General features: G+C 65.8%; 28 protein-coding genes and 1 riboswitch. Of the genes, 12 read left to right on the forward strand and 16 right to left on the reverse strand.

All coding sequences use genetic code 11. From position 1 onward, the window contains the following. Positions 1-25 precede the first annotated feature (25 nt). From NJLHNGOC_RS15885 to NJLHNGOC_RS06845, 7 genes are all read left to right on the forward strand, one after another. Complete coding sequence (locus tag NJLHNGOC_RS15885) at positions 26-814, forward strand: hypothetical protein (protein ID WP_165837862.1); 789 nt, start codon at positions 26-28, stop codon at positions 812-814. Beyond that, entirely contained in the window at positions 811-2,181 is a 1,371-nt protein-coding gene (locus NJLHNGOC_RS06820; protein WP_113595695.1) for a hypothetical protein, read from the forward strand. Before NJLHNGOC_RS15885 ends, NJLHNGOC_RS06820 begins: the two co-directional genes overlap by 4 nt. Before the next feature lie 270 nt (positions 2,182-2,451). Continuing rightward, complete coding sequence (sodC, locus tag NJLHNGOC_RS06825) at positions 2,452-3,003, forward strand: superoxide dismutase[Cu-Zn] (RefSeq protein ID WP_113595755.1); 552 nt, start codon at positions 2,452-2,454, stop codon at positions 3,001-3,003. A 221-nt stretch (positions 3,004-3,224) separates the two neighbouring features. Further along, entirely contained in the window at positions 3,225-3,833 is a 609-nt protein-coding gene (locus NJLHNGOC_RS06830) for an acetate uptake transporter (protein ID WP_113595696.1), read from the forward strand. 626 nt (positions 3,834-4,459) lie between these two features. After that, on the forward strand, positions 4,460-4,975 hold the full coding sequence (locus NJLHNGOC_RS06835; protein WP_133258685.1) for a thioredoxin domain-containing protein: 516 nt from the start codon (positions 4,460-4,462) through the stop codon (positions 4,973-4,975). A 19-nt stretch (positions 4,976-4,994) separates the two neighbouring features. Then, positions 4,995-5,780 (forward strand): RBBP9/YdeN family alpha/beta hydrolase, encoded by a 786-nt coding sequence (locus NJLHNGOC_RS06840; protein ID WP_239021381.1) that lies wholly within the window; start codon positions 4,995-4,997, stop codon positions 5,778-5,780. Between the two features lie 14 nt (positions 5,781-5,794). After that, positions 5,795-6,247 carry an RrF2 family transcriptional regulator gene (locus tag NJLHNGOC_RS06845; protein ID WP_113595698.1) on the forward strand — a complete coding sequence of 151 codons (453 nt, stop codon included), beginning with the start codon at positions 5,795-5,797 and terminating at the stop codon, positions 6,245-6,247. Positions 6,248-6,327: 80 nt separating this feature from the next. Here NJLHNGOC_RS06845 and mtnK read toward each other — a convergent pair whose 3' ends face one another. Both mtnK and NJLHNGOC_RS15635 read right to left on the reverse strand, forming a co-directional pair. Beyond that, on the reverse strand, positions 6,328-7,572 hold the full coding sequence (gene mtnK / locus NJLHNGOC_RS06850) for an S-methyl-5-thioribose kinase (RefSeq protein ID WP_113595699.1): 1,245 nt from the start codon (positions 7,570-7,572) through the stop codon (positions 6,328-6,330). A 355-nt stretch (positions 7,573-7,927) separates the two neighbouring features. Next, positions 7,928-8,119: a hypothetical protein gene (locus NJLHNGOC_RS15635; protein WP_165837863.1), complete on the reverse strand. Its 192-nt coding sequence runs from the start codon at positions 8,117-8,119 to the stop codon at positions 7,928-7,930. 39 nt (positions 8,120-8,158) lie between these two features. Here NJLHNGOC_RS15635 and ssuD point away from each other — a divergent pair, with 39 nt between their 5' ends. From ssuD to NJLHNGOC_RS06875, 5 genes are all read left to right on the forward strand, one after another. Continuing rightward, the gene (gene ssuD / locus NJLHNGOC_RS06855; protein ID WP_408890651.1) at positions 8,159-9,358 is read left to right on the forward strand and encodes an FMNH2-dependent alkanesulfonate monooxygenase; all 1,200 of its coding nucleotides are present in this window, start codon (positions 8,159-8,161) and stop codon (positions 9,356-9,358) included. A 14-nt stretch (positions 9,359-9,372) separates the two neighbouring features. Continuing rightward, on the forward strand, positions 9,373-9,909 hold the full coding sequence (locus tag NJLHNGOC_RS06860; protein WP_113595700.1) for a flavin reductase: 537 nt from the start codon (positions 9,373-9,375) through the stop codon (positions 9,907-9,909). 217 nt (positions 9,910-10,126) lie between these two features. Further along, positions 10,127-10,235: riboswitch (SAM-I-IV-variant riboswitch) on the forward strand. 44 nt (positions 10,236-10,279) lie between these two features. Then, on the forward strand, positions 10,280-11,275 hold the full coding sequence (locus NJLHNGOC_RS06865) for a homoserine O-succinyltransferase (RefSeq protein ID WP_113595701.1): 996 nt from the start codon (positions 10,280-10,282) through the stop codon (positions 11,273-11,275). A 319-nt stretch (positions 11,276-11,594) separates the two neighbouring features. Further along, entirely contained in the window at positions 11,595-11,996 is a 402-nt protein-coding gene (locus tag NJLHNGOC_RS06870) for a hypothetical protein (RefSeq protein ID WP_133258687.1), read from the forward strand. Positions 11,997-12,154: 158 nt separating this feature from the next. Continuing rightward, positions 12,155-12,505, forward strand: coding sequence for a hypothetical protein (locus NJLHNGOC_RS06875; protein WP_113595703.1), 351 nt, complete (start codon positions 12,155-12,157; stop codon positions 12,503-12,505). A 16-nt stretch (positions 12,506-12,521) separates the two neighbouring features. Here the strand turns inward: NJLHNGOC_RS06875 and NJLHNGOC_RS06880 are convergent, their stop codons facing one another. The 14 genes from NJLHNGOC_RS06880 to NJLHNGOC_RS06960 all read right to left on the reverse strand — a co-directional run bounded on the left by NJLHNGOC_RS06880 (position 12,522) and on the right by NJLHNGOC_RS06960 (position 22,446). Continuing rightward, positions 12,522-13,376: an FkbM family methyltransferase gene (locus NJLHNGOC_RS06880; RefSeq protein WP_113595704.1), complete on the reverse strand. Its 855-nt coding sequence runs from the start codon at positions 13,374-13,376 to the stop codon at positions 12,522-12,524. A 278-nt stretch (positions 13,377-13,654) separates the two neighbouring features. After that, positions 13,655-13,891 (reverse strand): LapA family protein, encoded by a 237-nt coding sequence (locus NJLHNGOC_RS06885; protein WP_165837864.1) that lies wholly within the window; start codon positions 13,889-13,891, stop codon positions 13,655-13,657. Further along, complete coding sequence (locus NJLHNGOC_RS06890) at positions 13,855-14,055, reverse strand: hypothetical protein (protein WP_113595706.1); 201 nt, start codon at positions 14,053-14,055, stop codon at positions 13,855-13,857. Before NJLHNGOC_RS06890 ends, NJLHNGOC_RS06885 begins: the two co-directional genes overlap by 37 nt. A 3-nt stretch (positions 14,056-14,058) precedes the next feature. Continuing rightward, positions 14,059-14,475 carry a hypothetical protein gene (locus NJLHNGOC_RS06895; protein WP_239021382.1) on the reverse strand — a complete coding sequence of 139 codons (417 nt, stop codon included), beginning with the start codon at positions 14,473-14,475 and terminating at the stop codon, positions 14,059-14,061. Between the two features lie 53 nt (positions 14,476-14,528). Then, the gene (locus tag NJLHNGOC_RS06900; protein ID WP_113595758.1) at positions 14,529-14,870 is read right to left on the reverse strand and encodes a hypothetical protein; all 342 of its coding nucleotides are present in this window, start codon (positions 14,868-14,870) and stop codon (positions 14,529-14,531) included. Between the two features lie 2 nt (positions 14,871-14,872). Further along, positions 14,873-15,313 carry a hypothetical protein gene (locus NJLHNGOC_RS06905; protein ID WP_113595708.1) on the reverse strand — a complete coding sequence of 147 codons (441 nt, stop codon included), beginning with the start codon at positions 15,311-15,313 and terminating at the stop codon, positions 14,873-14,875. After that, the gene (locus tag NJLHNGOC_RS06910) at positions 15,310-15,744 is read right to left on the reverse strand and encodes a hypothetical protein (RefSeq protein WP_239021383.1); all 435 of its coding nucleotides are present in this window, start codon (positions 15,742-15,744) and stop codon (positions 15,310-15,312) included. Before NJLHNGOC_RS06910 ends, NJLHNGOC_RS06905 begins: the two co-directional genes overlap by 4 nt. 90 nt (positions 15,745-15,834) lie before the next feature. Further along, on the reverse strand, positions 15,835-16,113 hold the full coding sequence (locus tag NJLHNGOC_RS06915) for a hypothetical protein (protein ID WP_113595710.1): 279 nt from the start codon (positions 16,111-16,113) through the stop codon (positions 15,835-15,837). A gap of 2,011 nt (positions 16,114-18,124) precedes the next feature. Beyond that, entirely contained in the window at positions 18,125-18,697 is a 573-nt protein-coding gene (locus tag NJLHNGOC_RS06935) for a DUF2612 domain-containing protein (protein WP_113595714.1), read from the reverse strand. Between the two features lies 1 nt (position 18,698). Beyond that, on the reverse strand, positions 18,699-19,916 hold the full coding sequence (locus NJLHNGOC_RS06940) for a baseplate J/gp47 family protein (protein ID WP_239021384.1): 1,218 nt from the start codon (positions 19,914-19,916) through the stop codon (positions 18,699-18,701). After that, positions 19,903-20,256 carry a hypothetical protein gene (locus NJLHNGOC_RS06945; protein WP_113595715.1) on the reverse strand — a complete coding sequence of 118 codons (354 nt, stop codon included), beginning with the start codon at positions 20,254-20,256 and terminating at the stop codon, positions 19,903-19,905. Before NJLHNGOC_RS06945 ends, NJLHNGOC_RS06940 begins: the two co-directional genes overlap by 14 nt. A 180-nt stretch (positions 20,257-20,436) precedes the next feature. Next, positions 20,437-21,090 carry a Gp138 family membrane-puncturing spike protein gene (locus NJLHNGOC_RS06950; protein ID WP_165837865.1) on the reverse strand — a complete coding sequence of 218 codons (654 nt, stop codon included), beginning with the start codon at positions 21,088-21,090 and terminating at the stop codon, positions 20,437-20,439. 62 nt (positions 21,091-21,152) lie between these two features. Next, the gene (locus tag NJLHNGOC_RS06955) at positions 21,153-22,121 is read right to left on the reverse strand and encodes a baseplate hub protein (protein WP_133258688.1); all 969 of its coding nucleotides are present in this window, start codon (positions 22,119-22,121) and stop codon (positions 21,153-21,155) included. Then, complete coding sequence (locus tag NJLHNGOC_RS06960) at positions 22,111-22,446, reverse strand: phage baseplate plug family protein (protein ID WP_113595761.1); 336 nt, start codon at positions 22,444-22,446, stop codon at positions 22,111-22,113. The genes NJLHNGOC_RS06955 and NJLHNGOC_RS06960 overlap by 11 nt, the downstream gene beginning before the upstream one ends. Positions 22,447-22,968 lie beyond the last annotated feature (522 nt).

Below are 22,968 nucleotides of genomic sequence, written 5' to 3' on the forward strand. Positions count from 1 at the left end.
ATCTGGTTATTCATTACTTGAGCGTATGTTTTCGACCGCCCGCCGCCCGCTTCTTTTCGGCGCGGGCGTCATGGCGTGCATCGCGCTGTCATCGCCCACCCGCGCGCAGGTGGTGGCGCCCGACACCCCGCGCGAAAGCCTGATGTACGAAGGCAGCCAGATCGCGCTGGAAACCGATGCGCAGGGCCATGATTACATGGCGGTCGTGGGCCATGACGCCAGGGCGCCGCTGGACATCCACGATACCTTTGTCCTGGAGGCCGCACAGCTGCAAAACGAGACCGTCATGATCCTGCGCGGGCGCGACAGCACGTGCGACCGCCGTTACGCGGTCGTCTCGCTGTGGGGTGGCAGGAACATGCGCGTCAACATGCTGGACGGTCCGTGCCAGCCGACATTATGGTTCGCTCCGATCTATACGGGGATGGTCATCTTTCATGCCCCCATCGGCAAGAGCCTGACCTACGTTTACCAGAACAACACGGTACGCTCCTACGTCGTGTCGCCGATGTTCCGGCGGATCAGGGAGCGCCCGACCATCCTGCCCGTCATCCGCGCGGATCAGTCCGCATCCATGACCCTGGACAACAACGACGCCAGGGCGAAGATAGACCAGAGGGCGCTTGACGACAGGCTGCTGGCCGAGGCCGCGGCGGCGAGGAAAGCCGCCGCGAGGTCAGCGTCGTCGTCCCCCGCCGCCCCTGTCGCCCCGGCCCGGCCGGCGCCGGTCCACATGAAGAAAATACAGGTCGGCAGCATGCATGCCGATGAAACCGACACGTCCAAGGACGTCAGCCTGGACCTGACAAAGTGAAGATCCCGTTCATCAACTTTTCCAACGCCACCAGCCCGCGTGCCTATGCCCCGGTCATGCTGGTCCTGACGGCGGGCTACCTCATCTTCGAACTCGGGTTCAATGCCCGGCTGCTCGACATTACGGGCGGCATCGCGACGCGGCACGACATTACCGCGATCGAACATTATGGCCGCCTGATTTCGGGGGTGGCGCTGACGATCGCGATATGGGGGCCGATCCTGCGCCTGTCCAACGAAACCTACCAGCGCGGGCGCTGGGTGCTGCTGCTGCTGATCTGCAGCGCCATGGCGCTGATGCCCGCGGCCTATTACGGGGAAAAGGCGCTGGTGGAAAAGATCGTCGATCATTCCACCGGGGAACAGCGGCGCAACGCGCTTTTGCTGCAGTACGTCAACCGCGACCTCATCAGCGGCCTTATCAAGGCGGAGGCGATCAGGCTTGACGACCATGCCCGCCATTCCCCGCCGGGCAAGGCGTTCCTGTCGATCCTGCCGCTGATGGGCATGTCGGTACAGCATGTCGACCAGAAGGTGCTCGACGACGTGAAGCAGGTGATGGCGCGGTCCGTGCGCCACGATACCGGCGGTTCGGACGGGTATGTCTATAACCACGGCTATGCCACCGTGCAGCAGGAAATACAGAAGGAATACAACGTCTATACCGACCTGTCCTATGCCTATGCCCGCAGCAGCCAGACGGGCCTCGCGCGGCTGACTTATGAAAGCGCGCTCATGCGGCTGACGCACCATCCGGGCCTCATCCCGCCGCAGCTCGACTTCCACACCTTTGCCCGGCAGCCGCCGATCGTCGCACAGCTGCGCGAGGCGCTGCATATCCCCGACGACATTGCCGTCAATGCCGACATGACGCCCGATGAATACACGACGCGCGTGCGCGACGTCATGGTGGAACGTGAGGTCAACAGGAAGATCCGGGAACTGGATTACGCCCCCGACACCTTCCTTGACGGGGCGGCGCATGCCCATATCGGCCGCGAGGCGATGGAGGCGGTGATCGCGCCGGCCCTCGCCCTTGTCTTTTCCGCCATGGGGGCGCTGGTGCATATGTACAAAAGCATGTTCTACCTGCTTTATACCGCGCGGATGCAGCCAAAGCCGGTCCACATCATCGTGGCGGGCGTGCTGTTCGTGTGCGTCACGATCATCTGGCTTTCGTCCAATGACGTCACCAGTTCCGCGCTGTTCCAGTATCTGGCCCGGCAGATGCGGGAATCCGGCGGGATCAGTGGCGGGCTGGCCTGTGGCGCGATCCGGTGGATGATCCAGGCGCAGACCTATTTCTATCCCGTCAGCGAAATGATCCGCAGCACCCTTGGCTTTACCTACGGCACGACGGACATGTGACGCTCATGCGCCTGCGGTCCTGATACCGACACAGGGAACGGCATCGCCAGTGACATGGCGGTGCCGTTTTTCATTGCGGGCGCCGATCCCTCACAAAGAGTTGGATTCCGGTTCCCCGCGCATGGGCCGAGACTGCATGCCCGTCACAGGACGCATGGCATCATGACGGGCGGGGCGCAGCCTTCGGACAGGTGGCCGCGCGTCGCGCGCCTGCGCCCTGCCGTTTCGTGCCCACCCGCGACATCGCGCCTCCGTCGAAAGGAAATTCCCATGCCCACACGACGTCTCCGGCTTTCCGGCCTGTTTTCCCTCGGCCTGCTTTCCCTTGCCTGCGGTTACGCGGCATTCGCCACCCCCGCCCGGGCGGCCGATACGGCATCGGGCACCCTGATGGGCACGGACGGCACGGCGCGGGGGTCGATCCATGTGACGGCAGCGCCCAAGGGGGTGCTGCTGCGTATCGAGGCCACCGGGCTGATCCCCGGATGGCATGGCGTGCATTTCCATGAAAAGGGCACCTGCGGCCCGCCGAAATTCACCGACGCGGGCGCGCATGTCCATGCTGCGACGCCGGTGGTCCACGGCCTGCTGAACGTCAATGCGAACGATGCGGGGGACCTGCCGAACATCTTCGTCGGACAGGACGGCAACGCGACGGTCGAACTGTATTCGACGCTGGTGACCCTTAACGGCACGGACGGCCATCCGGGGCTGCTCGATTCCGATGGGTCCGCCCTTGTCATCCACGCCAACCCCGACGATTACCGCACGCAGCCGATTGGCGGGGCGGGCGACCGCGTGGCCTGCGCCGTCATCCATTAGGATTGCCCGAAAACAGCCTGCCGACAGAAATGGCAAAGATTTCCGGGTGCTGACTTTTTAAAAATCGTTGTCCCTTCGAAGCTTTTTGCAAAAATCTTCACCAGGAACCCCTGTCATGATTGCAGGCTGTTTTCCGGGCGGTTTCCGAAACGATCCCTAAGCCATATTTTAATATGCCGCGCCCCGCCGTCCGTGACATGTTTTGTCATGATTTATCCGCCATGGAATGGAATCGCGGCATGACCCACAATTCGGCAAAAGCAGATCCCGCCCCGCTGGGGCTGATGGGGTTTGGCATGACGACCGTCCTGCTCAACCTGCATAACGCGCACCTTGTCCCGATGGGGGGCGCCATCCTTGCAATGGGGCTGGTGTTCGGGGGCGCGACGCAGTTTGTCGCCGGGCTGCTTGAATATGCCAACGGCAATACGTTCGGCATGACGGCATTCATGTCGTATGGCGCGTTCTGGCTGTCGCTTGTCATGCTGCTGTTCCTGCCGCACTGGGGGCTGGCGCCGGCGTCATCGCCCGCCCTGATGGGCAGTTACCTGCTGATGTGGGGTCTGTTCACCGCCATCATGACGGTCGGTACACTGCGGGCATCGCGTATGCACCAGGTGGTGTTCGCCAGCCTGACGGTGCTGTTTGTCCTGCTTGGCACTGCCGAGCTTCTTGAACAGCCGGTGCTGACGCTCATCGCGGGGTATGAGGGGATGTTCTGCGGCTTCAGCGCCATCTACCTCGCGGCGGTGGAACTGCTTGCGGGGCAGGTCGGCCACGCGGTCGCGCCTGTCGACGTGGCCCCCATGCCGATCGAGGTCCCCGCCTGAAGGCTGTCACCCCTGCCCCCCGATACACCGGACAATCGTAATAAAAGTTTTTGGTGAAGCTTTTTGCAAAAAGCTTCGAAAGAACGCCGCCTTTTTAGATGAAAGGCGGCACCCGAAAACTTTCACGACTTTTCACCGACCATCATGACGCCCCCGGACGGCACCCCACGCCGGGGGCAGCCTGCGTCATCGTCCGGGTCCGTACCGGACGAAGCACGCCCCCAAACGGGCAAGTGGCCCCCTTTCATGTCGCGGCATGAACGGCGACCCCATTAATCACCATTTAAAATTGTAAAATATGCCTTTTCCTTCCCCCGCCCGGGACAGGAGAGGCGCATATGGAAAAATCGCTGCATTCCCGCCACCCACGCAGGATTCGGGGACGGGCATCCTCATGCCTTCCCTCCCCATGACGGGACGGTGATCTCCTGCGAATCCGGCCCCCCTGCCGGGAAAACTCCCAAAAACACACGCGGAAACAGATTGATAATCACAATAAACGTTTTTTGTTGTGGTTTTCTTGACTGCGCATGATCCGTGTGTTTTTATGCTGGCAGACGGAAGCCCCCCATGACGGGACGGACAGGGCGCCGCGCAATGAAACAGGATTTGCGGGGGAACAGGCGATGGCATTATTCGCTGGGCACAGGGCGCCGGATTTCACGGCGCGGACCACCATCGGCCGCATCCGTTTTCACGAATGGCTGGGCCAGTCATGGGGCATGCTGGTGACGCACCCCGGCGATTTCCATCCCATGACATTTCCCCATGGCCATCTGGACCGTTCGGTAAAGATCCTTTTCCTGCCCCATCATGCCGGGGCGGGTGGCGGCGTCTGCGCTGTCCCCGTCCCGCCGCCGGGCGGCGTCGCGGTGTGCGACACGGGCGACGGGGCGGCCATAGCGCGGCTGTATTCGGGGGCGGAGTTCGAAGACACGCCCGCCCCCGGCATGGTGGCGGAACATGTCGTCTTCCTCATCGCGCCGGACAGGACGATCCGCACCACCGTGTCCCATCCGCCCGCGCAATCCCGTGCCGGCAGCCGGGATTTCCGCGAGGTGCTGCACCTGCTTGACACGTTGCGGGCCGTGGCCGGGCCGGGGGCGGCGCCGTCCGCCCCGCCGCGCCGGGCGGCGGCATAGGCAACGGTGGAGGACACCCATGACGCTGGATCCCTTTGCGCCGGGGACATTCCCCATGACGCCATCAGCGGACGCATCGCCCGTGGGCGCGCCGCCATCGGGCGGGGCCGATTTTTCCCGGACGGAGACGACGCACGACATCGCGGCATCGGCGCGCAACCTGCGCGGGCTGCTGGCGCCCTATGACCTTGTGATCGTGCCGGGGCTGCATGATTCCGGCCCGCGCCACTGGCAGTCGCACTGGCACGCGCTGCTGCCGTCGCGGCGCGTCCGGCAGGCGGACTGGGACCGGCCGCGCTGGGACATGTGGGTGACCGGGCTGGAACGGACGCTGGCCCATTGCCACAGGCCGGTCGTTTTCGTGGCCCACAGCCTTGGCGCGGTCCTTGTCGCGCGATGGGGACAGCAGCAGACGCGCGTGCGCGTGGCCGGTGCGCTGCTGGTCGCGCCCGCCGACCTGCGCGGCCCGCGCGCGCGGCAGGTGCCCGCCCTGCGCGATTTCGCGTTCCCGTCGTCATCGCCCCTGCCCTTTCCCGCCCGCATCATCGCCAGCACCAATGACGAATGGCTGTCGCCGCGCCGCGCCGGGGCGTTCGCCGCCGCGTGGGATGCCCCGCTGATCACGGCGGGGCGGCTGGGGCATATCGGCAATACGTCGCCGGTCGGGACGTGGGCGCAGGGGCTGGACTGGTTCAGGGATTTCCTGGCGACGCTTCCGCCGCCGGGCGACGTGCCCGCGGGCAATGCGCCTGCGGGTGACATCGCCCTGAACGGCATCCCCGCGCGCGGGCGGCATCACGCATAACAGGGACATATCGCATGCAGGGCTTCCGCGACCGCACGGTAACGGCGATTTACATCATGCTCGACGTCGCCTTTCACGGCACGCATGGCAACACCGTCAGCGCCACCGAAATCGCGCAGCGTTCGGGCATGGCGCGACGCGGGATCGAACCCGTGCTGCAGGAACTGTCGCGCTCGGGGCTGCTGTCGGGGGTGCGCGGGCCACGGGGTGGATACCGGCTGGGCCATCCGGCGCGTGAAATCCTGCTGTCGGACATCCACCATGCCATGCGGTGCGATGACAGCCGCCCGGACAAACGCAACGGGCCGCTGTTCAATGCCGTGATCCGCCCGTTCCTTGACCGGATGGGGGGACTGCTGGATCACGAATACCGCAGGATCACGCTTGACGAACTGGTACGCCAGGCCGAAAGCAACGGCCTGTCCCGCCCGAAGGCGGAAGCACCCGTCGCGACATTTTCCATCTGATCAAAAACGACAGAAGATTCCGGGTGACGTCTTCCGAAGCTTTTTCAAAAAAAGCTTCACCAAAAACTTCTTCCTGATTTTCAGGATGTTTCAGGGGCCAGCCCGCCAAAGGCCGCCTCCACACTGTCATGCCGCCCATGATCGCGCAGCAGCCCGAAGGCGAAGCGTAACGCGGCCTCCCGCCGGGTCGCGCGTTCCTCCGGCCGCGCGATCACGTCGAAATCCGCCGTATGGGCGTATCCGATGATGCGGCGGATGATTTCCATCGCGGCATAGCCCACAAGATCGCGCAGCACCCCGTCCATGAATGCCGCGCGCCCCGGCGACGCGGCGGTGGCCGCATCGGGAATGAAAAAGGCACACGGCCCCCGCGTATCGGACGGGGTCGGGTGCGCATCGGCCCACAGGCGGGTGAACTCCTCCACAAAACGGTCGCGGAACCGGACGATATCGCGCACGCAGCGCCGCCCGGCATCCGGCGACAGGTCGGCAAAGCGGCGCAGGACAAGGTTGCCCACGAACATCCCGCAATCGAACCCGATGGGGCCATAGATCGCGAATTCCCCGTCGATCACCCGCGTGTCGGTCGCACTCGCCATGATGGATCCGGTATGCAGGTCCCCATGCAGCAGCGCCTGCGGGCAGGTCAGGAAACGCAGCCGCAGTCCGTCCACCGCCCGCCGCACGGGGGCGGAGGCCCGGATGTCCGCCACGACCGCGTTCAGGCGCGGATCGTCCCAGTGGTTGCGGGGATGGTCGTGATACGGATCGTCCATCACAAGGTCCAGCGTGATGCGCCGCAGCGTCTGGTTGCGGGCATACAGCGCCTGCCGGTCGAACACGCGTTCGAACGGTTCGCACAGGACCGACGTCCCGAACGTCGCGCGCGCGACAAAGGTGGCGATGTCGGGCACCACGCGGGGCCAGTCCGCGCCCGTCATCAGGGCGTTGCGGTACACCTGATGGCCCGACAGGCTTTCGACGATCAGGACAAACAGGTCCGGGTCGAAATGCAGGCATTGCGTCGTCAGGCCGGGGACGAGGGGAAAGACATCGCGCAGGTAGGCGGCCTCGTAAAACGTGCGGTCCAGCGGCATTTTCCATGACGGATCGACCCGCACGTAAGGCAGCGACTGTTTCAGGCACACCCCGCCCGCCGGCCCGTGGATCAGGAAGACATTGTTGAGGTTGCCGTCACTGACCTCCGCAATGCGCCACTGCGCCGCCGTCCTGCCCAGCCGCGCGGCAATGTGCGGCAGGCCCGACAGCAGGGCGCGGATGCCCGCGATGTCCAGCGTGCGATATTGCGTTGCACCTGACTTCATGACGCCCACCTGCCTTTCCCTCCCGTTTCCCTGCGGCGCCCATCTGGCGCGGCGACGACGCTACGCCATTCCCGGCCACGGGAAAACACATCCGCGCGACTGCGGGCGCCGGAAATAACAACGATTCATTATCGTTATTTGATCCCCCGAAAGGGATCCCGCCGCAGTGTTGCACGATTTTCATGCCATATCATGGGTTTTCTGAAAAATCCCGCCGGTTCCTTCCGCATGTTCCCGGCCCCTGCCATGACCCGGACAGGGCGGCATGGCGGGCGGATTTCCTGTCGTCCGCAATATATGCGCACGACGTTCGTCATTTATTTTATTGACTCATATTGTACTGTTGTTAATGTCATTACCACATTAATACGCAATTATGTTCGTTAATTAATGTGCCGCGTTGCCAGAGATCGCCGTGAGAGGTCGCCATGACAGATCCGCCCCGCCACGGGTCCCGTCCCGCCCCGTCGCCCGACAGGGCGGCCCGCGCGCGCAGGTGCCGGTGTCCCGGCCGCACCGCCATCGCGTCCGCCGCCACGACCGTCATCCCCACGTCATTGCCAACATCATCCAGGGTTCCCTGACCATGTCACACACAACCGCCGGGAACATTCCCGACAAGATCCCCGAAAAGATCCCCGAAAAAATCAACGTCCTGTGGTTCCTGCCCACCCATGGCGACACCCGCTATCTCGGCACGCAGAAGGGCGCGCGCCCGGTGGACCTGCCGTATCTGCAGCAGGTGGCAAGGGCCGCCGACACGCTGGGCTATTACGGGGTGCTGATCCCCACCGGCCGCAGCTGCGAGGACAGCTGGGTCGTGGCCTCCGCCCTTGCCCCGATGACCGAACGCCTGCGCTACCTCATCGCGCTGCGTCCGGGGCTGCTGTCGCCCACGCTTGCGGCGCGCATGACCGCGACGCTGGACCGTTTTTCGAACGGGCGGCTGCTCATCAACATCGTGACGGGGGGCGATCCCACGGAAAATGCGGGCGACGGGCTGTTCGCCGACCATGCCACCCGGTACGAAATCACGGATGAATTCCTCGACATCTATCGCGCGCTGCTGCGGGGCGAACATGTCGGGTTCGAGGGGAAGCATTTCCACATCCGCGACGGCCACCTGCTGTTCCCCACGCTGCAGAAGGACGGGCCGCCGATCTATTTCGGCGGCTCGTCCGAGACCGCGTCGTACGTGGCGGCAAAATCGGTGGACAAATACCTGACATGGGGCGAACCCCCGGCGCAGGTGGCCGAAAAGATCGCCCATATCCGCAGGCTGGCGCATGAACGCGGGCGGGAGGTGTCGTTCGGCATCCGCCTGCATGTCATCGTGCGCGAAACCAGCGCGCAGGCATGGGCGGCGGCAGACAGCCTGATCAGCCACCTTGACGACGCGACGATCGCAAAGGCGCAGAAGGTCTTTGCCCGGATGGATTCCGTGGGGCAGTCACGCATGAACGCCCTGCACGGCGGACAGCGCGACCGGCTGGAGATCAGCCCCAACCTGTGGGCGGGCGTGGGCCTGGTACGTGGCGGCGCGGGCACGGCGCTGGTGGGTGATGCGGACACGGTGGCCGAACGGATCGACGAATACCGCCGCCTGGGCATCGATACGTTCATCTTCTCCGGCTATCCGCATCTGGAGGAGGCCTACCGCTTTGGCGAACTGGTGCTGCCGCGACTGCCGACGGCGCATCCCCGGCACGCGGGCGGCGCGCAGGGCACAATGGGACCGTTTGGCGAAACCATCGCGAACGACCACCGCCCCACCCGCGCGGCCTGACGGCGGGACGCGGCATGGCCGGCCCCACCGTGACCACCCTTCCCCCGGCGGCGGAGGCACCCGTCACCGCCGCCGCCTTTCGCGACGGCATGGCGGCGCTGGCCTGCGCGGTCAGCATCGTCACCACCGACGGCGCGCGCGGCGCCCATGGCTTTACCGCCTCGGCGGTCTGCAGCGTGTCGGACGCGCCGCCGACGCTGCTGGTGTGCATCAACCGCGCCACCAGCGCGCACCCGCACGTGCTGGACCACGGCGTTATGGCCGTCAATGTCCTGCACCGGGGGCAGGCGGCGCTGTCGGATGCCTTTGCCAGCCGTTCCCGCCCGATGGCCGAACGCTTCGCCGCCGCGACATGGCGGCGGGGCCGCACGGGCGCGCCGCTGCTTGACGGTGCGCTCGTCAGTTTCGACTGCCGCGTCAGCGAGGTGCGCGATGTCGCCACCCACACCATCGTCATCGCCCGCGTGATCGACATGGTCGTGCGCCATGACGGCGCGCGGCCCGGCCTGATCTGGTTCAACCGCGCCTATGGCCATCCCGTCACGTCATAGGCGGTGGCCGGGCCGCCTTCGCTCCGTCCGGGCAGTCATCCACGACAGATACCGGCGAACCCAAGGCAAGGCCGTGCGGGTCTTGCCTTGCGCGGTGGCGATTGACGCCGCCTCTTTGAAAAAAGGCGGCACGGGGCGGGAGGCTTCACACAATGCGGAGAATCGGGCCGCGATGCTTTTCGGACTTGAAATCATGATCCGCCGCGCATAGAAGAAACGCCAGCATCAGGAGTTGGGACGACGCCCAACGCCAACCTGCCGTTCCGGGCAAGGTGGCGCTTCCGCAAGGAAGGATGTGGCCGGACCCGGCAACCAAACGGATCAAGCCACTGCGTCTGTCCCAGCCAGGTAGTTGGAGAACAGACGTAAAATGCCAATCAAGATTCCGGACGACCTGCCCGCCCGCGACACGCTGGAGGCCGAAGGCGTCATGGTCATGGGCGAGGCCGATGCCATCCGGCAGGACGTGCGTCCCCTGCGGATCGGGCTGCTGAACCTGATGCCCAACAAGATCTGCACCGAAACGCAGATCGCCCGCCTGATTGGCGCGACCCCGCTGCAGGTCGAACTGACGCTGGTGCGCATCAGCGACCATGTCCCCCGCCATACCCCGGTCGATCACATGACCTCGTTCTATCGCGCGTGGCAGGACGTGCGGGCGGAACGTTTCGACGGGTTCATCATTACCGGCGCCCCGGTGGAGCGGCTATCCTTCAGCGATGTCACGTACTGGGACGAACTGCGCCGGGTTTTTGACTGGACCCAGACGAACGTGCACCGATGTCTCAACATCTGCTGGGCGGCGCAGGCGGCGGTCCATCATTTCCACGGCATGCCAAAGCACTGCCTGCCGCGAAAGGCGTTCGGGGTGTACGACCACCGGGTGCTGGTCCCGGCCTCGCCCTACCTTGTCGGGTTTTCCGATGACGTCTGCATCCCCGTCTCCCGCTGGACCGAGGTGCGCCGCGCCGACATTCCCGCCCACAGCGGCCTGACGGTACTGGCGGAAAGCGAGCAGACGGGCCTGTGCCTGGTGGATGACCCGTCGCATCATTCGCTGCACATGTTCAACCATCTGGAATACGATTCCACCTCGCTGGCGGATGAATATTTCCGCGATGTCGCCAATGGCGTGGACATTGGCGTGCCCCACAACTATTTCCCCGACGACGATCCCACCCGCGCGCCCGTCAACCGCTGGCGCAGCCACGCGCACCTGCTGGCGGGGAACTGGATCAACCGCATCTACCAGACGACGCCATTCGACATCACGCGCATCGGCCGCCCCGGCGTCGTGTCCCATCATCCCGCGCCCGCCGGCCGCGTGCGCGAGGCCGTGCCCGCCCACGCGGCGGGACCGGCCTGAAGGGACATAAAGTTTCCGGGTGCCGCATTTTTCGAAAATGCGGCGTCATTCCGGGGCCTTGCTTAAAAACCTGCGTCCGCAATCCCCTTCGGGAACCGTCCGCGCCCTTCATGGCCGGCGCCTGGTCCCGACCGCCGGCACGGATGGCCATGCGGGCTGGCAACCGTGCCCGTCATGGCGCGTTCGCCTGTAACACGACCTGCGCGGCGCGGCATTTTCCCATGCCATCTTCGCGTGCCATGCGGGTTGTCCGTTTTCGCGTCACCCACGCACTGTTCCCCGCGCCACGCGGGCGACAGCGGACAAGGAATACGCAGCCATGACCAGACCGATGCCCATGACGACGTCCAAGGTGCTGATGAAGGGAATGGCGGGCGCGATCCCCCTCCTTCTGCTGGGACTGTCATCCGCCCCGCCCGCGCTTGCCCACGGACAGGCGCAGGACACGACGACCCCCGGCATGACGGACCCCGCCCTGCCGGACAAGGCCACGTCGGACCGCACGGGCGCGACCTCCAGCAATACCCATGCCGAACGGCCGGGGAACAAGCCCGCGTCGGATTACAACAACGCGCCCTACCTGCAGGACCAGCAGGCGCTGGGCCGCAAGGCGCAGAAGTCGCGCCTGTCGCATGGCAAGTCCCCCACGCGGGAGGAATCCATCCCGCCGGGAATGAACGCCCCGAACGTCCAGCGCGACCCGGCGCAGCCGCCCGACTGATCCCGGCGCCGATCATCCTCCCCTGTTTTGATCACCCTTGCGTTGATCACCCCTGCGCCGACCATCCCTGCGCCGATGCCCGACCTTACTGATGCCCGGCGGCCTTTCCGCGATCACTGTTCGCGTTCGGGCCACGCGCACTATCAGGAAACATGGCAATGGATACGCCAAGACTTATCGAGGCCTATGCCGACCTGATCCGGCAGGTCGATGCAAGCTCCGCCGCCACGATCACGCTGGGGGAGCAGCTGCGCGAACGCGCGCGCCACAACGATCCCACGGCGCGGGAGGCACTGCGCCAGGTGCAGTCCGTCGCCCGCTCCTATCAGGAGGAGCGCCTGCGCCTTGCCGCCCTGTGGCGGGCCATCAGCGCGGCGCATCCCGAACTGCCGCGCTATCCCATGGATGACGCGGACGGCGTGGCGGTGGACGACGCGCCCAGACCGCGGGAGGAAGGACGCCTGACCGCGCTGCTGCGCCGCCTGCTGATGGATATTGGCGTGCCCTGAGGCGCGCCGCCCCCTGCTATTTGCTGAGCACGAGGTCGAACTGCCGTTGCGCCTGCGCCAGCAGTGGGGCATGGCGCATGTCGAAATCCCGCAGGTCCCCCCTGCGGTCCATGATCTGGATGCGCAGGCCGTGGTCGTGGAATTCCTGCAGGAAGCCGACCACGTCCATCCCCTGATGGCGATAGCTGATGGGCGAGAATTCGGTCACGATGCGGATATGGCGCACCTCGCGCACCATGTCGCGCATGCCGCACCAGATGCGGTATTCGGACCCTTCGGCATCCATCTTTATCAGGTCGGGCACCACCTTGCGGCCGATCGCATCCGACAGCCGCGCCAGCGCGCTGTCGAGGCGGTCGATGGGGACGTCCTCATGCTCGACGATCTGCTGGTTGGGCAGCAGCGAGGCGGAACCGGACAGATACGCCATCTTGCCCAGCCGCACCGAACCGGCGGCATCGCCCAGCGCCTGCTGCCGGATGAACAGGCGGCCGGCCATCACGTTGGCATGCAGGCTGCGCTGCATCAGGGCGCACAGCCGCGCCTGCGGTTCAAAGGCGACGACGCATCCGCCCGGCCCCACCCGCTTTGCCGCCAGCAGGGAGTGAAAGCCGTTGTTCGCGCCGATATCGACGAACGTGTCCCCCGGCGCCAGGGTGGCGTCGATATAGCGCGAGATCCCCGCCTCCCACACGCCATTGTTGATGATGTGCGGCGTCAGGCTGTCATCGCGCCCGTCAAGGTAGATGTAAAAGCCATAGGGCGTGTAGAACAGGAGCGTGTCATCACCCAGATAGACCGGCGGCCGGTCCCTGATCCGGTTGAGAAGGAAATTGATTTTTCCGACAATCCGCGCCTTGTCGATCTTCATCCGTTACCGTTTCCCGCTGCACGCATCCTCCCTGTGGACAGACACGGCGTTGTGCACGGGGCAGGCGGTTGTGTGCGCGTCCTTGTCATGAAAGATGGAGACCTTGCTGTTTGCATGATGTTAGCCGCTTATGACGCGGATGGATAGCCCGCGGCCCCGGCAGGCGGGCGCGGGTCCCTTGCCCCCGGACGCCAGTTTCCGGACGCCAGTTTCCGGGGGACATCGGCCGGGAAGCATCAGTCAGAGATCATCGACCGGGGATCATCGGCCGGGGAACATCAGCCGGGCGGCGGCGGGCCCAGCCGTTCCTCGATCGCGCGCCGCCGGTCGCGCCGCAGCATCAGCACCCCCACCGTGGCAAGGACCTGCCCCAGAAGCGCCCCCGCCACGAAGGCGATGGCGAGGAGGCCCGGATGCGCCCCGGAATGCGTCCCGAAATACGCCACGGGATGGGCCGTGGCGCAGGTCGCGGCGGGGATCACGACGCCTGTATGGCGGCATTGTCCGCCCTGCATCTGGCGTAAATCGCCTCCACCTGCGCCACGCTGGGGCCGGTGCCGCTGGTGGTGGTCTCCACCGCCTCCCTGATGGTCTCCCACGCTTCGGGGCCGTATTTTTCGATCAGGGCCAGCACCGCGCTGGCCGCACTGGCGATCGCGCCGATTTCTTCCGCGTCCATGTCTCAGTTCCCCGTGGTTGTGGTGGTCGTGGTGGTTGCGGCGGCGGCGCAGGCCGTGGGCTGCTGCCCCGCCTTCATGCCGGTCCAGCATGCCTCGAACGAGGCGAAGTCCGTCTCCAGCGCGGAGACGGCGGCGGACGTGACGGATTTCCCACCCTCGATGGAGGTTTCCAGCGACGTGATCTCGTTGAACACGCTCTGGCTGGCGGTTTTCACCAGCGCCTTCTGCGCGTCCGTCAGCGTAACGCCCGGCAGCCCGCCCGCCATCACGTCGGGCATGGGCGCCGCGATGACGTGATACGCGCTGTCGATGTCATAGACCGACTGTTTCAGCTTCCCCTGCCCGCTGCTGGCGCAGGCGCCAAGCCCCGCGAGGAGGGCCATGCCCCCGCACACGGCGCGGCAATTCGAAATGCGCATGCAATGCTCCCGTCAGAAATGAAAAAAGCCGCCCACCGGGCGGCCGGACATGTTCAGGATGCCGGGGGTTCGGGCCTGCCCCTGCGATCAAGCACCGCGATCCCCGCATCCGCGACGGCCTGTTTCGCCGCGGGCTTGTCCGGCAGCGGCACGCGCACCCCCGACTGTCCCGGCTTGAAGTGGTTTTCGGCCCATCCGACATTCAGCCCGATGGCCGCCATGACCTGATAGGCCACGGCCCACCGGCTGCCCGCGTGGGGCGGCGGGATCATGGCCGACGCCGCCCCGCAGGCAAGGACGAAGACGGAGACATAGAGCGCGTACTGCCCCGGCACTTCGGCCAGCAGCAGCGCGATGACGGCCCCCAGGCCGCCGAGCTTTGCCGTGGTGTTCATGTTCATACCTCGATCGCCTGCCGGAACAGGGCGATATGCGCGGCGTCCGCCGCCCCTGCCCCCAGCGAGGTGTTGTAGTTGGATTTCCAGTACCGGCACTGCCCCGCCGCATCATCTGCATCCGGCAGCGGCCCCGGCGCGCGGTAGTATTTCAGCCGCGCCATGGCGCAGGCATAGGGCAGGTTCCCAGGCAGCTGCGCCACCCGCGCGGGCCATCGGGACGCAAGGTCCAGCACCGCCCCGCGCAGGGACGCCAGCCGCGCATCCGACAGGAACGTGGCCCAGAGGTCGTCATGCGTCGCGGGTTCCATCTGCCACAGGCCGCTTTCGATCAGTGCGGTGCCCGTCATCAGGCCGACCGCCGCATCCCCGCCCAGCCCGAGATGGGACAGCGTCGGGGCGACGATTTCACGCCGGAACTGCGCGATGCACAGGCCGCTCATGGCCCGTATCCCAGCGCGCGCCTGCACAACGACCATACGGCATCGCCCACCTGCCCCCAGCCCAGCAGCCCGGTCGCCAGCACGATGAAGGTCATGCTGACCCATGAGGTCAGTTTCAGCCCGCCCTCGATCCGCGCCAGCCGGGCGGAGATTTCGGTGTCGCGCGCCGTCGCCGTATCCGTCAGGTCGTCCACGCGGCCCATGATCTCGCGCCGGGTCTGCGCCGCGTTGTCGGCCACCGCCCGCGTCAGGTCGCGCCGCAGGTCGGCGAACTGCACCGACAGGGTGTTCAGCCCGTCGCGCAGGTTGTCATGCCCGCCCTCCACCTTCGCCAGGCGTTCGCGCACGCGGGCAAGGTCCTCCACCGTGGCGCAGCGCACGGGCGTGTCCCCCGGCCCGACAGGCGCCGGCGGCATCGTTTGTGTGTTCATCCGTGTTCCAGACAATAAAAAACCGCCCAGAAAGGCGGTTCATAAGGCGGCCCATAAGGCGGCATGGCGGGCATGCGGCGTGACGGCGGATCAGGAGGATGCCGTCGTCGCGGGCGGCGTATAGATGCTGCCAAGCGGATAGGCACCGGCCGCATCCAGCGCATAGGCAAACCCGTCCGGGGTGGTGACGCCCGTCAGGCCCGTCAGCTGCTGCGTGGCGACGACGCTGCCGACCGCGCCGGCGACCGTGGCCGCAGGCGGGACCGGCGTTTCACCGGACAGGTAGCTGTAGGCAGGCTGGAACATCAGCGCCCTGGTGCGATAGAGGATGTAGTTCTGCGCCACGGGGGTGGTGGTCGTATCGGTCATGTCTCAATATCCTTTCTGGTGAAACCGGGTGGGTCAGATCGTTCCCGAAGCCCTGACCACAAGGGTTGGCGCGGACGTGCTGCTGCCGTTGGCGTTGTTGTGGATCTGCACGGTGCATCCGGTGGCGGTCGCCGATATCAGCGAACAGCTCAGATTGTCGCCGTTCGCCTCCAGCGATGGCTGGAAAAACACGTTCGGCGTCTGCGAAAATGCCATCGGGAACTCAATGGTCGACTGGTCTGCGACATCGGACACGCTGAACGTCAGTTCCATGACGTCGTTGATGACCGTATAGACCCCGCCGGACACCGTCCCGGAACGCACGCTTCCGGCCACGGGAAGGCCCAGCGACACCGTGCCGGTCGGCCCGCCCACGCCGAATATCGGGGTGGCTGCGTCATAGATGACAAAATTGCCATCCGTCTGGAGGGCAACCCGGTACCCACCGCCGTTGCCATAGGTGACGTTCTTTCCGTTCGCCGACAGCGGAAGGTAATTCGCAAAGTTCGCCTGCAACGCGGCATCCGCGTTCGCGCGCGTCGTCTGCTCCGACGTCAGGTTGGTCTGGACCACCTGCACGTCATAAAGCAGCGCGCCCGTATAATACGCCGCGTTCGACGCCACCCCGCGATAGGACAGCCGCGTATCGGTCCCGAGCGAGATATCGCCAATCTGCGCGAATGATGCCCCCGGACCGCCGGTTTCGGGGCCATAGCTGGATATCAGGTAGCCGCAGCTGACATTCCCNGGCAGCCCCGCCATAGGAATANGCGCAGCCCGGCGAACGTGCTGTCACGGCCCAGCAGCACCTTGTCCGATGCCTGATCAAGGCCGCCGCCCTGCTGCACCGGGGTAAAGCCGAGGGCATCCTGTTTCGCGGCCTGCAACGCCGCATCCGCGTTCGCGCGCGCCGTGGCCTCGGCCGTGACGTTGGCCTGCACGCCCTGCACGTCGGCATAGGTGCCGATCTGCGACCACGTCACGCCTGCCGATCCCCAGCCGGCCATGGGCCGCCCCGCGGCGGTCCAGTGGATGCCCCATACCGGCGAATCCCCGGACGTCAGGACGGCCCCGAACTGCCCCGAGACCAGCGGACCGGTATCGTTTCCGTTGACGGAGGCACGCAGCACCGACGGGTTTGCCGCGGATGACCCGATATTGACCCGACCCGTGACCTGATCGGGGCCACCGCCCTGCTGGACGGGGGTGAAGCCAAGGTTATCCTGCTTTGATGCCTGCAACGCGGCATCCGCGTTCGCGCGCGCCGTCTGCTCCGACGTCAGGCTGGTCTGGACGACCTGCACATCATAAAGCAGCGCGCCCGTATAATACGCCGCGTTCGACGCCAGCCCGCGATAGGACAGCCGCGTATCGGTCCCGAGCGAGATATCACCGATCTGCGCGAATGATGCCCCCGGCCCGCCGGTTTCGGGGCCATAGCTGGATATCAGGTAGCCGCAGCTGACATTCCCNGGCAGCCCCGCCATAGGAATANACGCAGACCGGCGAACGTGCTGTCGCGGCCCAGCAGTACCTTGTCCGATGCCTGATCAAGGCCGCCACCCTGCTGCACCGGGGTGAAGCCAAGGGCGGACTGCAGCCCGGTAAACAGCGACTGCCACGACGCGCCGGCAGCGCCCGGCGTGGTCACGTTGTCATCGGCGGTGGACACGTAATACGTGCCCGCGGTCGCGCCCGACACGATGGCGTTCATCGGATAACCGCCGATATTTCCCGCGAATGTCGCATCCCACGGCCCGAAATACCCCGACTGGAACGCGCGCAGGACAGAGGTGACCCAGTTCAGCAGGCCATTCATGTCCTGCCCCGATGGCGGCGTCCCCCCGGCGGAAACCGGGTCGAACGTCACGGGGGGAAACCCGTCCGTCAGGGAGGCCGCGCCGGGCGTGGTCGCGATCTGCGATGCCGTGGGAATGTCCCGGATATAGCCGCTTGCCGCCGCGTTCGCGAACGGGATGGAAAAGCGGGCGGGAAAATCACTCTGTTTCATTCATGATGCCTCCATCCTGTATGCGACCGCGACCCCTGCCGGGCGGGGCAGCACGCCCGAGGCCTCGACAATCGAAATCTCCACCGGGGTCAGCTGGAAATCGAAACTGTAGGTCATGGTCATGTCGCCCCCGTCGGCCACCCACGCATTGCCCCGCCCCGCGAACAGCGTCATCAGGATGGCGTTCAGCCCGATGACCGAACCATCGGTGATGTTCGCCATCGCCCTGGCATAGATCAGCGTGCGGAACGCATCGTCGGTCAGGGCGTAATTCGCGGTGACGACCGATCCGTTATAAAATGGCCCCTGCCCGAACGGCGCGGCGGAGGTGTTTCCGGCCTCCGAAAAACCCCAGAAGAGGTCTTCGGTTATCGTCAGAACCCGGCTGATGCCAACAATGCGCCCCCAGACGTCAAGGCCGTATCCCTGCGCCGTCTGCACGTTCCAGATCAGGGCGTAAAAGGCGTCGATGCCGGCACCGGGGTCGATGCACTGGTTCCATGCGTCGATCAGGGTGCAGATGGCGGGACTGCTGGCGTACTGGCTGATGATGGTCTGCTGCACATTATCCATGTCACACCAGCGTCAGTGTAATGCCGGCGGCGTCGATGGTGGGCACCTGGCTGATGTCCATCTGCATCGTAAAGCCCGTGGGCGCGGCGGCCGGGCCGATCGTGATTTCCACGATCTGCGCCCATGTCCCAAGGGCCGCGACCGCGCCATAGAACCGGCTGGCATACAGTTTCGCGCCGATGCGTGCCCGCGTCCCGCCATCCGTGCCGTCGAACGCCGCCGTTACCGCCGCCTGTATCCGCGTCAGGGCATCGGACGGCACGGCCGCGGAAGAGGCGATGGACACCGCGATGAACACCGGCGTCGGCGTGGCGTAATCGAACGACACGGCATAGGACGGCGCAACGCCATAGGCCGCGTTCGGGTCGCTTACCGTGACCGTCGTCCCCCCGGCATAGCCGCAGCCCGGCGGCTTCTTGCGCAGGATCGCCAGCGCGATGGCCGACGCATCGCCGCCCACCACGCTGACATAGACGCTGTGGGCGGGGATGGCGACGCCGCCGGTCGTGATGGCGGCGGCGGTGGAATTGTCCGTCACGTACGCATCCGTCACGCCGGGCACCGACAGCACGCTGGCCAGGATGGCGGCGTTCGGCCCCACCGAATTGCCCGCGACCGTCAGCTGGCGCCGTGCCTCGAAATCATTGCGGCTTTCGACGTCCGATCCGCTGACGCCCGCCACCGGGTTGGTCACGCTGTTCCATCCCGACACCGCCTGGTAAATCGACAGCGACCCGGCGGGACACGCGACCGGCCCGGTGGTGGTGCACGCGAACTGCAGCGACAGCGTCCCCGTCGCGGGGATCGTGCCCCCCGATGTCGCGGCATAGCGGTACCCCGCCGCGTCCTGCACCAGCGTGCCCGACGGTATGACGGTGCCCGCCGCCCCCGAACACACCCCGGTCACGACCGTCGCGGTGGCGGGATTGCGCGTCATGAAATAGATGCGGCCGATGGCGTCCTGCATCCGTCCCGTGGCGAATGCCGGGTCCACCCCGTTGGCAAGGGCGACGAACGCGTCGTTGCAGTCGCCGATGATGGCGGTCAGGCTGCTGGCCAGCTGTCCCTGCGGGGTGGTGAGGTCGGTATTGAGGCTGCCGCCGAACGCGGCGTTCATGTCCGACATCACCCCCGTCAGGATGTCGCTTTCGGCCGGGGCGGCAAAGCCCCCCGCGCCCAGCGCGGGCGCGGGAACGGATGTGGTGCTAGAAACTGACACTCGTGCTCTCCCCTGTTGTCAGGCCAAGCGCGATATCCCCGCCCAGCACCCGGTCCGCGCCGATGCTGCGCAGGACGCAGCGCGCGTCGGCAACCCCCGGCACCGCGCGGGCCGTGGCCTCCACCTGCGCGCGGAACAGGGCGGGTGACTGCCCCACGCCCAGCACCATGTTGAAATACGCAATGCCCTTTGACGTGTCGTACCAGCATTCCCCGGCGAACGTGCGCACCGCGCACGCCACGTCCTGCGCCACGGCATAGGGATCTGACGCCACGGCAATGTCGCGCCCCGCCGTGACCGACAGGTCCCACGTCGTGCGGTCCAGAAGTAATGAAGTCATGTTCGTTCCCGAAAAAATGCCTGCTTGTCAGGGGCGGCCTGAAAACGGCCCGTTGATGAAAGGATAAAAGTTTTCGGGTGCTGCCCTTTTTTAAAAAGGCGGCGTTTTCCGAAGCTTTTTGCAAAAAGCTTCACCAAAAACTTCTGGAATTTTCAGGATGCTTTTCAGGCAGGCTTCCGGCTATTGCGGGCGGCCGGTCGTGCCGGGGGCGGAGGTCACGGGATGCGCGTGGCCCGACAGCGAAATGCCTTCGCCCGTCACGTCGCCCTGCGCCGTGATCGTTCCCGTCGTGGTCACGTCGCAGTTGATGAGCACGCTGGCGGCATCGATCTGCAGCGTGCCGGACGTGCGGACCCGCACGCCCTCGCCCGTCAGCCAGACATATTCGGTGGGCGCGGCATTGAGGATGGGCGCGACATACACCGCGTCCGCCATGTCATGGATGCGGAAACTGCCCGGCGCGCTGTCGGCACGGTTGGCCTTTACATTGCCGATGTCGCGCCCGCAGACGATCACCGCGCCGATATCGCCCACGCACGGATCACATATCACCGCGCTGGCCCCGCCCTGGATGCGGGCATAGGGCACGTTGCGGATGATACCGTGCGGCAGGGTGCGGCCAAGGCTGTCCTGCATGTGCACCAGCGGCTGCACATCGACAAAGCCGACGGGACTGACCCCCGTGCCATTGACGGCGACGACCCTGACCGGCGTGTCGGCCCCCATCATCGCCAGCATCCGCCGCGCCACCGCCTGCACCGCACTGTAATCGCTGACATGGTCCTGCGCGTCCTGCGTGCCGACATGCACCGTCGCGGATTGTGTTTCGGACATCCTGTTCCCCTTTCACGGGTTTTTGGAAACTCCCCCGGCATGGGCCATGCCCCGCCACACGCTCATGCCGTGGCGGTGGCGCGCACCGCCTGCACGCTGCTGCGCCACATCCCGCCGGGAAGCATGGTGTCGAGTTCATGCGAAATGGCATAGGGCAGCCACATGCCGTTGGCCGCCATGCGCCATCCATCCTGCGTGGCGCCCGATATATTTCCCGCCGCGCCTCCCGTCGCGCCGCTGACGTAATCGGCCTGCAGCGAAACCGGCGTCCACAGCCGCAGGGCGGGGTTGAACAGGGTGTCCACCGTCACGCCATACTGGTTATACGACGGATACCCGATCATCCCCGTCGGGGCGGAAATCACCACGGCATCGCCGGTCGCGACATCCGCGTCGGCGGCGGGCCAGACCGACAGGACATTACCGTCCACCACGATGCGCGCATGCGTCGCGGCGCGGATGCGTTCGATCTGGTCCCGCGCCGATCCGTAATTGTAGTAATCGGTCGCGACATGGTGGAACCCGCCATTGCGAAAGCCAAGGCCGCAGCCCGTGGCGATATCCGCCAGCCTGTCGGCGTAATCGCACGTCCCGGCATGGCTGGTGGCCGGCAGCGGCCACACCTGCAGCAGCGCCAGCGACGTGGCCGACACGATGAACGTGACATCCGGCGCGGCGGAAAAATCGGCATAGGCATCGGCCACCATGCCCGTGAACACGACGCACGTCGCATCCCCGTCGCCCGCCGACAGCGTGACGGTGTTCGGGGCGACGGGCTTTTTCGTCGCGTCCCCCCCGACCGGCAGCGCCGCCAGCAGCGACAGGCGGTTCATCAGGTCCGGCGTCATGCCCGCGATCCGCAGCGACAGGCTGCACCCCGTCGGCAGGGCCGCCGTCACGACATGCGCCTGGCACCGCAACCCCGACAGCGTCACGCTGTCCGCGCCGCCCGCCCCCGCGCCCAGCCCGCCGCTGGCGATGGTAAAGGTGACATCGACGCGCCGGGCGGAAAATCCGGCATCAGCCATCATCCGTCCCCCCACCATCCCACAGCAGCAGGTAACGCGTGCCCAGCCCGTCCCAGGACGGGTCGGACGTGCCCTGCTGGTCCGCGAACATCAGGTCCCCCGGCACGCCGAAATAGGCATCGCGCACCACCGGGTTGCGATCAAGGCACGCCACGGCGCACAGGACCTGCGTCCCGTTGCACCACACATCCATGAACAGGCCGGTGGCGCGCTGGCGCAGGTCAAGGCGGATCAGCTGCTGCGACAGCACGACATTGAGCGACTGCGCCGCCGTCGCGACCAGCGGTATCTGCTGCATCGTCATATCCCCCAGATCGGGAAGTTCCATGCGGAACCGGCCGGTTGATAAAGGTTTCAAAAGTTTTTGGGTGTCGCCTTTTTTCAAAAAGGCGGCGTCTTTCGAAGCTNTTTTGAAAAAAGCTTCACCAAAAACTTCTTCATGATTAAAGGCGGATCCCTACCNCCGCGACATCCACCGCCTGCACCGTGCCCAGCGACATGCCCGCCGCGCCCTGCGGCTGGCGGGTGGTGGCGTACTGCTGCGTCGCGGCGACGCGCACCTCCTGGACCATCACCTGCGCCACCAGCATGCTGACCCCGCCATCGCGGCTTTCGCGGCGATAGCGGTGGCCGATCACATTGACCGAGGGACAGGTGATTTCCGGCGTCACCACCGCATACAGCCCGACATCATCGACCATCGCCTCCAGCGTCGCGAGGAAGGCCGCGCGCGACGCCTGCGCCGTGCCGCCCGACAGGCTGCCGATCACCTGCGTCGGCAGCGCCAGCAGGCCCGCCCCTTCGGCGTCGGAACCATCGCAGACCATCTCCACCATCAGCCGTCGCGGCA

Source organism: Novacetimonas cocois (genome assembly GCF_003311635.1).
Lineage (GTDB): Bacteria > Pseudomonadota > Alphaproteobacteria > Acetobacterales > Acetobacteraceae > Novacetimonas > Novacetimonas cocois.

Coding starts and splice junctions, on each gene's coding strand:
- NJLHNGOC_RS06910 (WP_239021383.1), bottom strand. CDS start 15,744: ATGAACACACAAACGATGCCGCCGGCGCCTGTCGGGCCGGGGGACACG.
- NJLHNGOC_RS06830 (WP_113595696.1), top strand. CDS start 3,225: ATGGAATGGAATCGCGGCATGACCCACAATTCGGCAAAAGCAGATCCC.
- NJLHNGOC_RS06840 (WP_239021381.1), top strand. CDS start 4,995: ATGACGCTGGATCCCTTTGCGCCGGGGACATTCCCCATGACGCCATCA.
- sodC (WP_113595755.1), top strand. CDS start 2,452: ATGCCCACACGACGTCTCCGGCTTTCCGGCCTGTTTTCCCTCGGCCTG.
- NJLHNGOC_RS06935 (WP_113595714.1), bottom strand. CDS start 18,697: ATGGATAATGTGCAGCAGACCATCATCAGCCAGTACGCCAGCAGTCCC.
- NJLHNGOC_RS06905 (WP_113595708.1), bottom strand. CDS start 15,313: ATGAGCGGCCTGTGCATCGCGCAGTTCCGGCGTGAAATCGTCGCCCCG.
- ssuD (WP_408890651.1), top strand. CDS start 8,159: ATGTCACACACAACCGCCGGGAACATTCCCGACAAGATCCCCGAAAAG.
- NJLHNGOC_RS06845 (WP_113595698.1), top strand. CDS start 5,795: ATGCAGGGCTTCCGCGACCGCACGGTAACGGCGATTTACATCATGCTC.
- NJLHNGOC_RS15635 (WP_165837863.1), bottom strand. CDS start 8,119: ATGACGGTCGTGGCGGCGGACGCGATGGCGGTGCGGCCGGGACACCGG.
- NJLHNGOC_RS06865 (WP_113595701.1), top strand. CDS start 10,280: ATGCCAATCAAGATTCCGGACGACCTGCCCGCCCGCGACACGCTGGAG.
- NJLHNGOC_RS06915 (WP_113595710.1), bottom strand. CDS start 16,113: ATGACCGATACGACCACCACCCCCGTGGCGCAGAACTACATCCTCTAT.
- NJLHNGOC_RS06880 (WP_113595704.1), bottom strand. CDS start 13,376: ATGAAGATCGACAAGGCGCGGATTGTCGGAAAAATCAATTTCCTTCTC.
- NJLHNGOC_RS06860 (WP_113595700.1), top strand. CDS start 9,373: ATGGCCGGCCCCACCGTGACCACCCTTCCCCCGGCGGCGGAGGCACCC.
- NJLHNGOC_RS06835 (WP_133258685.1), top strand. CDS start 4,460: ATGGCATTATTCGCTGGGCACAGGGCGCCGGATTTCACGGCGCGGACC.
- NJLHNGOC_RS06895 (WP_239021382.1), bottom strand. CDS start 14,475: ATGCGCATTTCGAATTGCCGCGCCGTGTGCGGGGGCATGGCCCTCCTC.
- NJLHNGOC_RS06885 (WP_165837864.1), bottom strand. CDS start 13,891: ATGCAGGGCGGACAATGCCGCCATACAGGCGTCGTGATCCCCGCCGCG.
- NJLHNGOC_RS15885 (WP_165837862.1), top strand. CDS start 26: ATGTTTTCGACCGCCCGCCGCCCGCTTCTTTTCGGCGCGGGCGTCATG.
- NJLHNGOC_RS06945 (WP_113595715.1), bottom strand. CDS start 20,256: ATGACTTCATTACTTCTGGACCGCACGACGTGGGACCTGTCGGTCACG.
- NJLHNGOC_RS06870 (WP_133258687.1), top strand. CDS start 11,595: ATGACCAGACCGATGCCCATGACGACGTCCAAGGTGCTGATGAAGGGA.
- NJLHNGOC_RS06960 (WP_113595761.1), bottom strand. CDS start 22,446: ATGGAACTTCCCGATCTGGGGGATATGACGATGCAGCAGATACCGCTG.
- NJLHNGOC_RS06955 (WP_133258688.1), bottom strand. CDS start 22,121: ATGATGGCTGATGCCGGATTTTCCGCCCGGCGCGTCGATGTCACCTTT.
- NJLHNGOC_RS06900 (WP_113595758.1), bottom strand. CDS start 14,870: ATGAACACCACGGCAAAGCTCGGCGGCCTGGGGGCCGTCATCGCGCTG.
- NJLHNGOC_RS06875 (WP_113595703.1), top strand. CDS start 12,155: ATGGATACGCCAAGACTTATCGAGGCCTATGCCGACCTGATCCGGCAG.
- mtnK (WP_113595699.1), bottom strand. CDS start 7,572: ATGAAGTCAGGTGCAACGCAATATCGCACGCTGGACATCGCGGGCATC.
- NJLHNGOC_RS06890 (WP_113595706.1), bottom strand. CDS start 14,055: ATGGACGCGGAAGAAATCGGCGCGATCGCCAGTGCGGCCAGCGCGGTG.
- NJLHNGOC_RS06950 (WP_165837865.1), bottom strand. CDS start 21,090: ATGTCCGAAACACAATCCGCGACGGTGCATGTCGGCACGCAGGACGCG.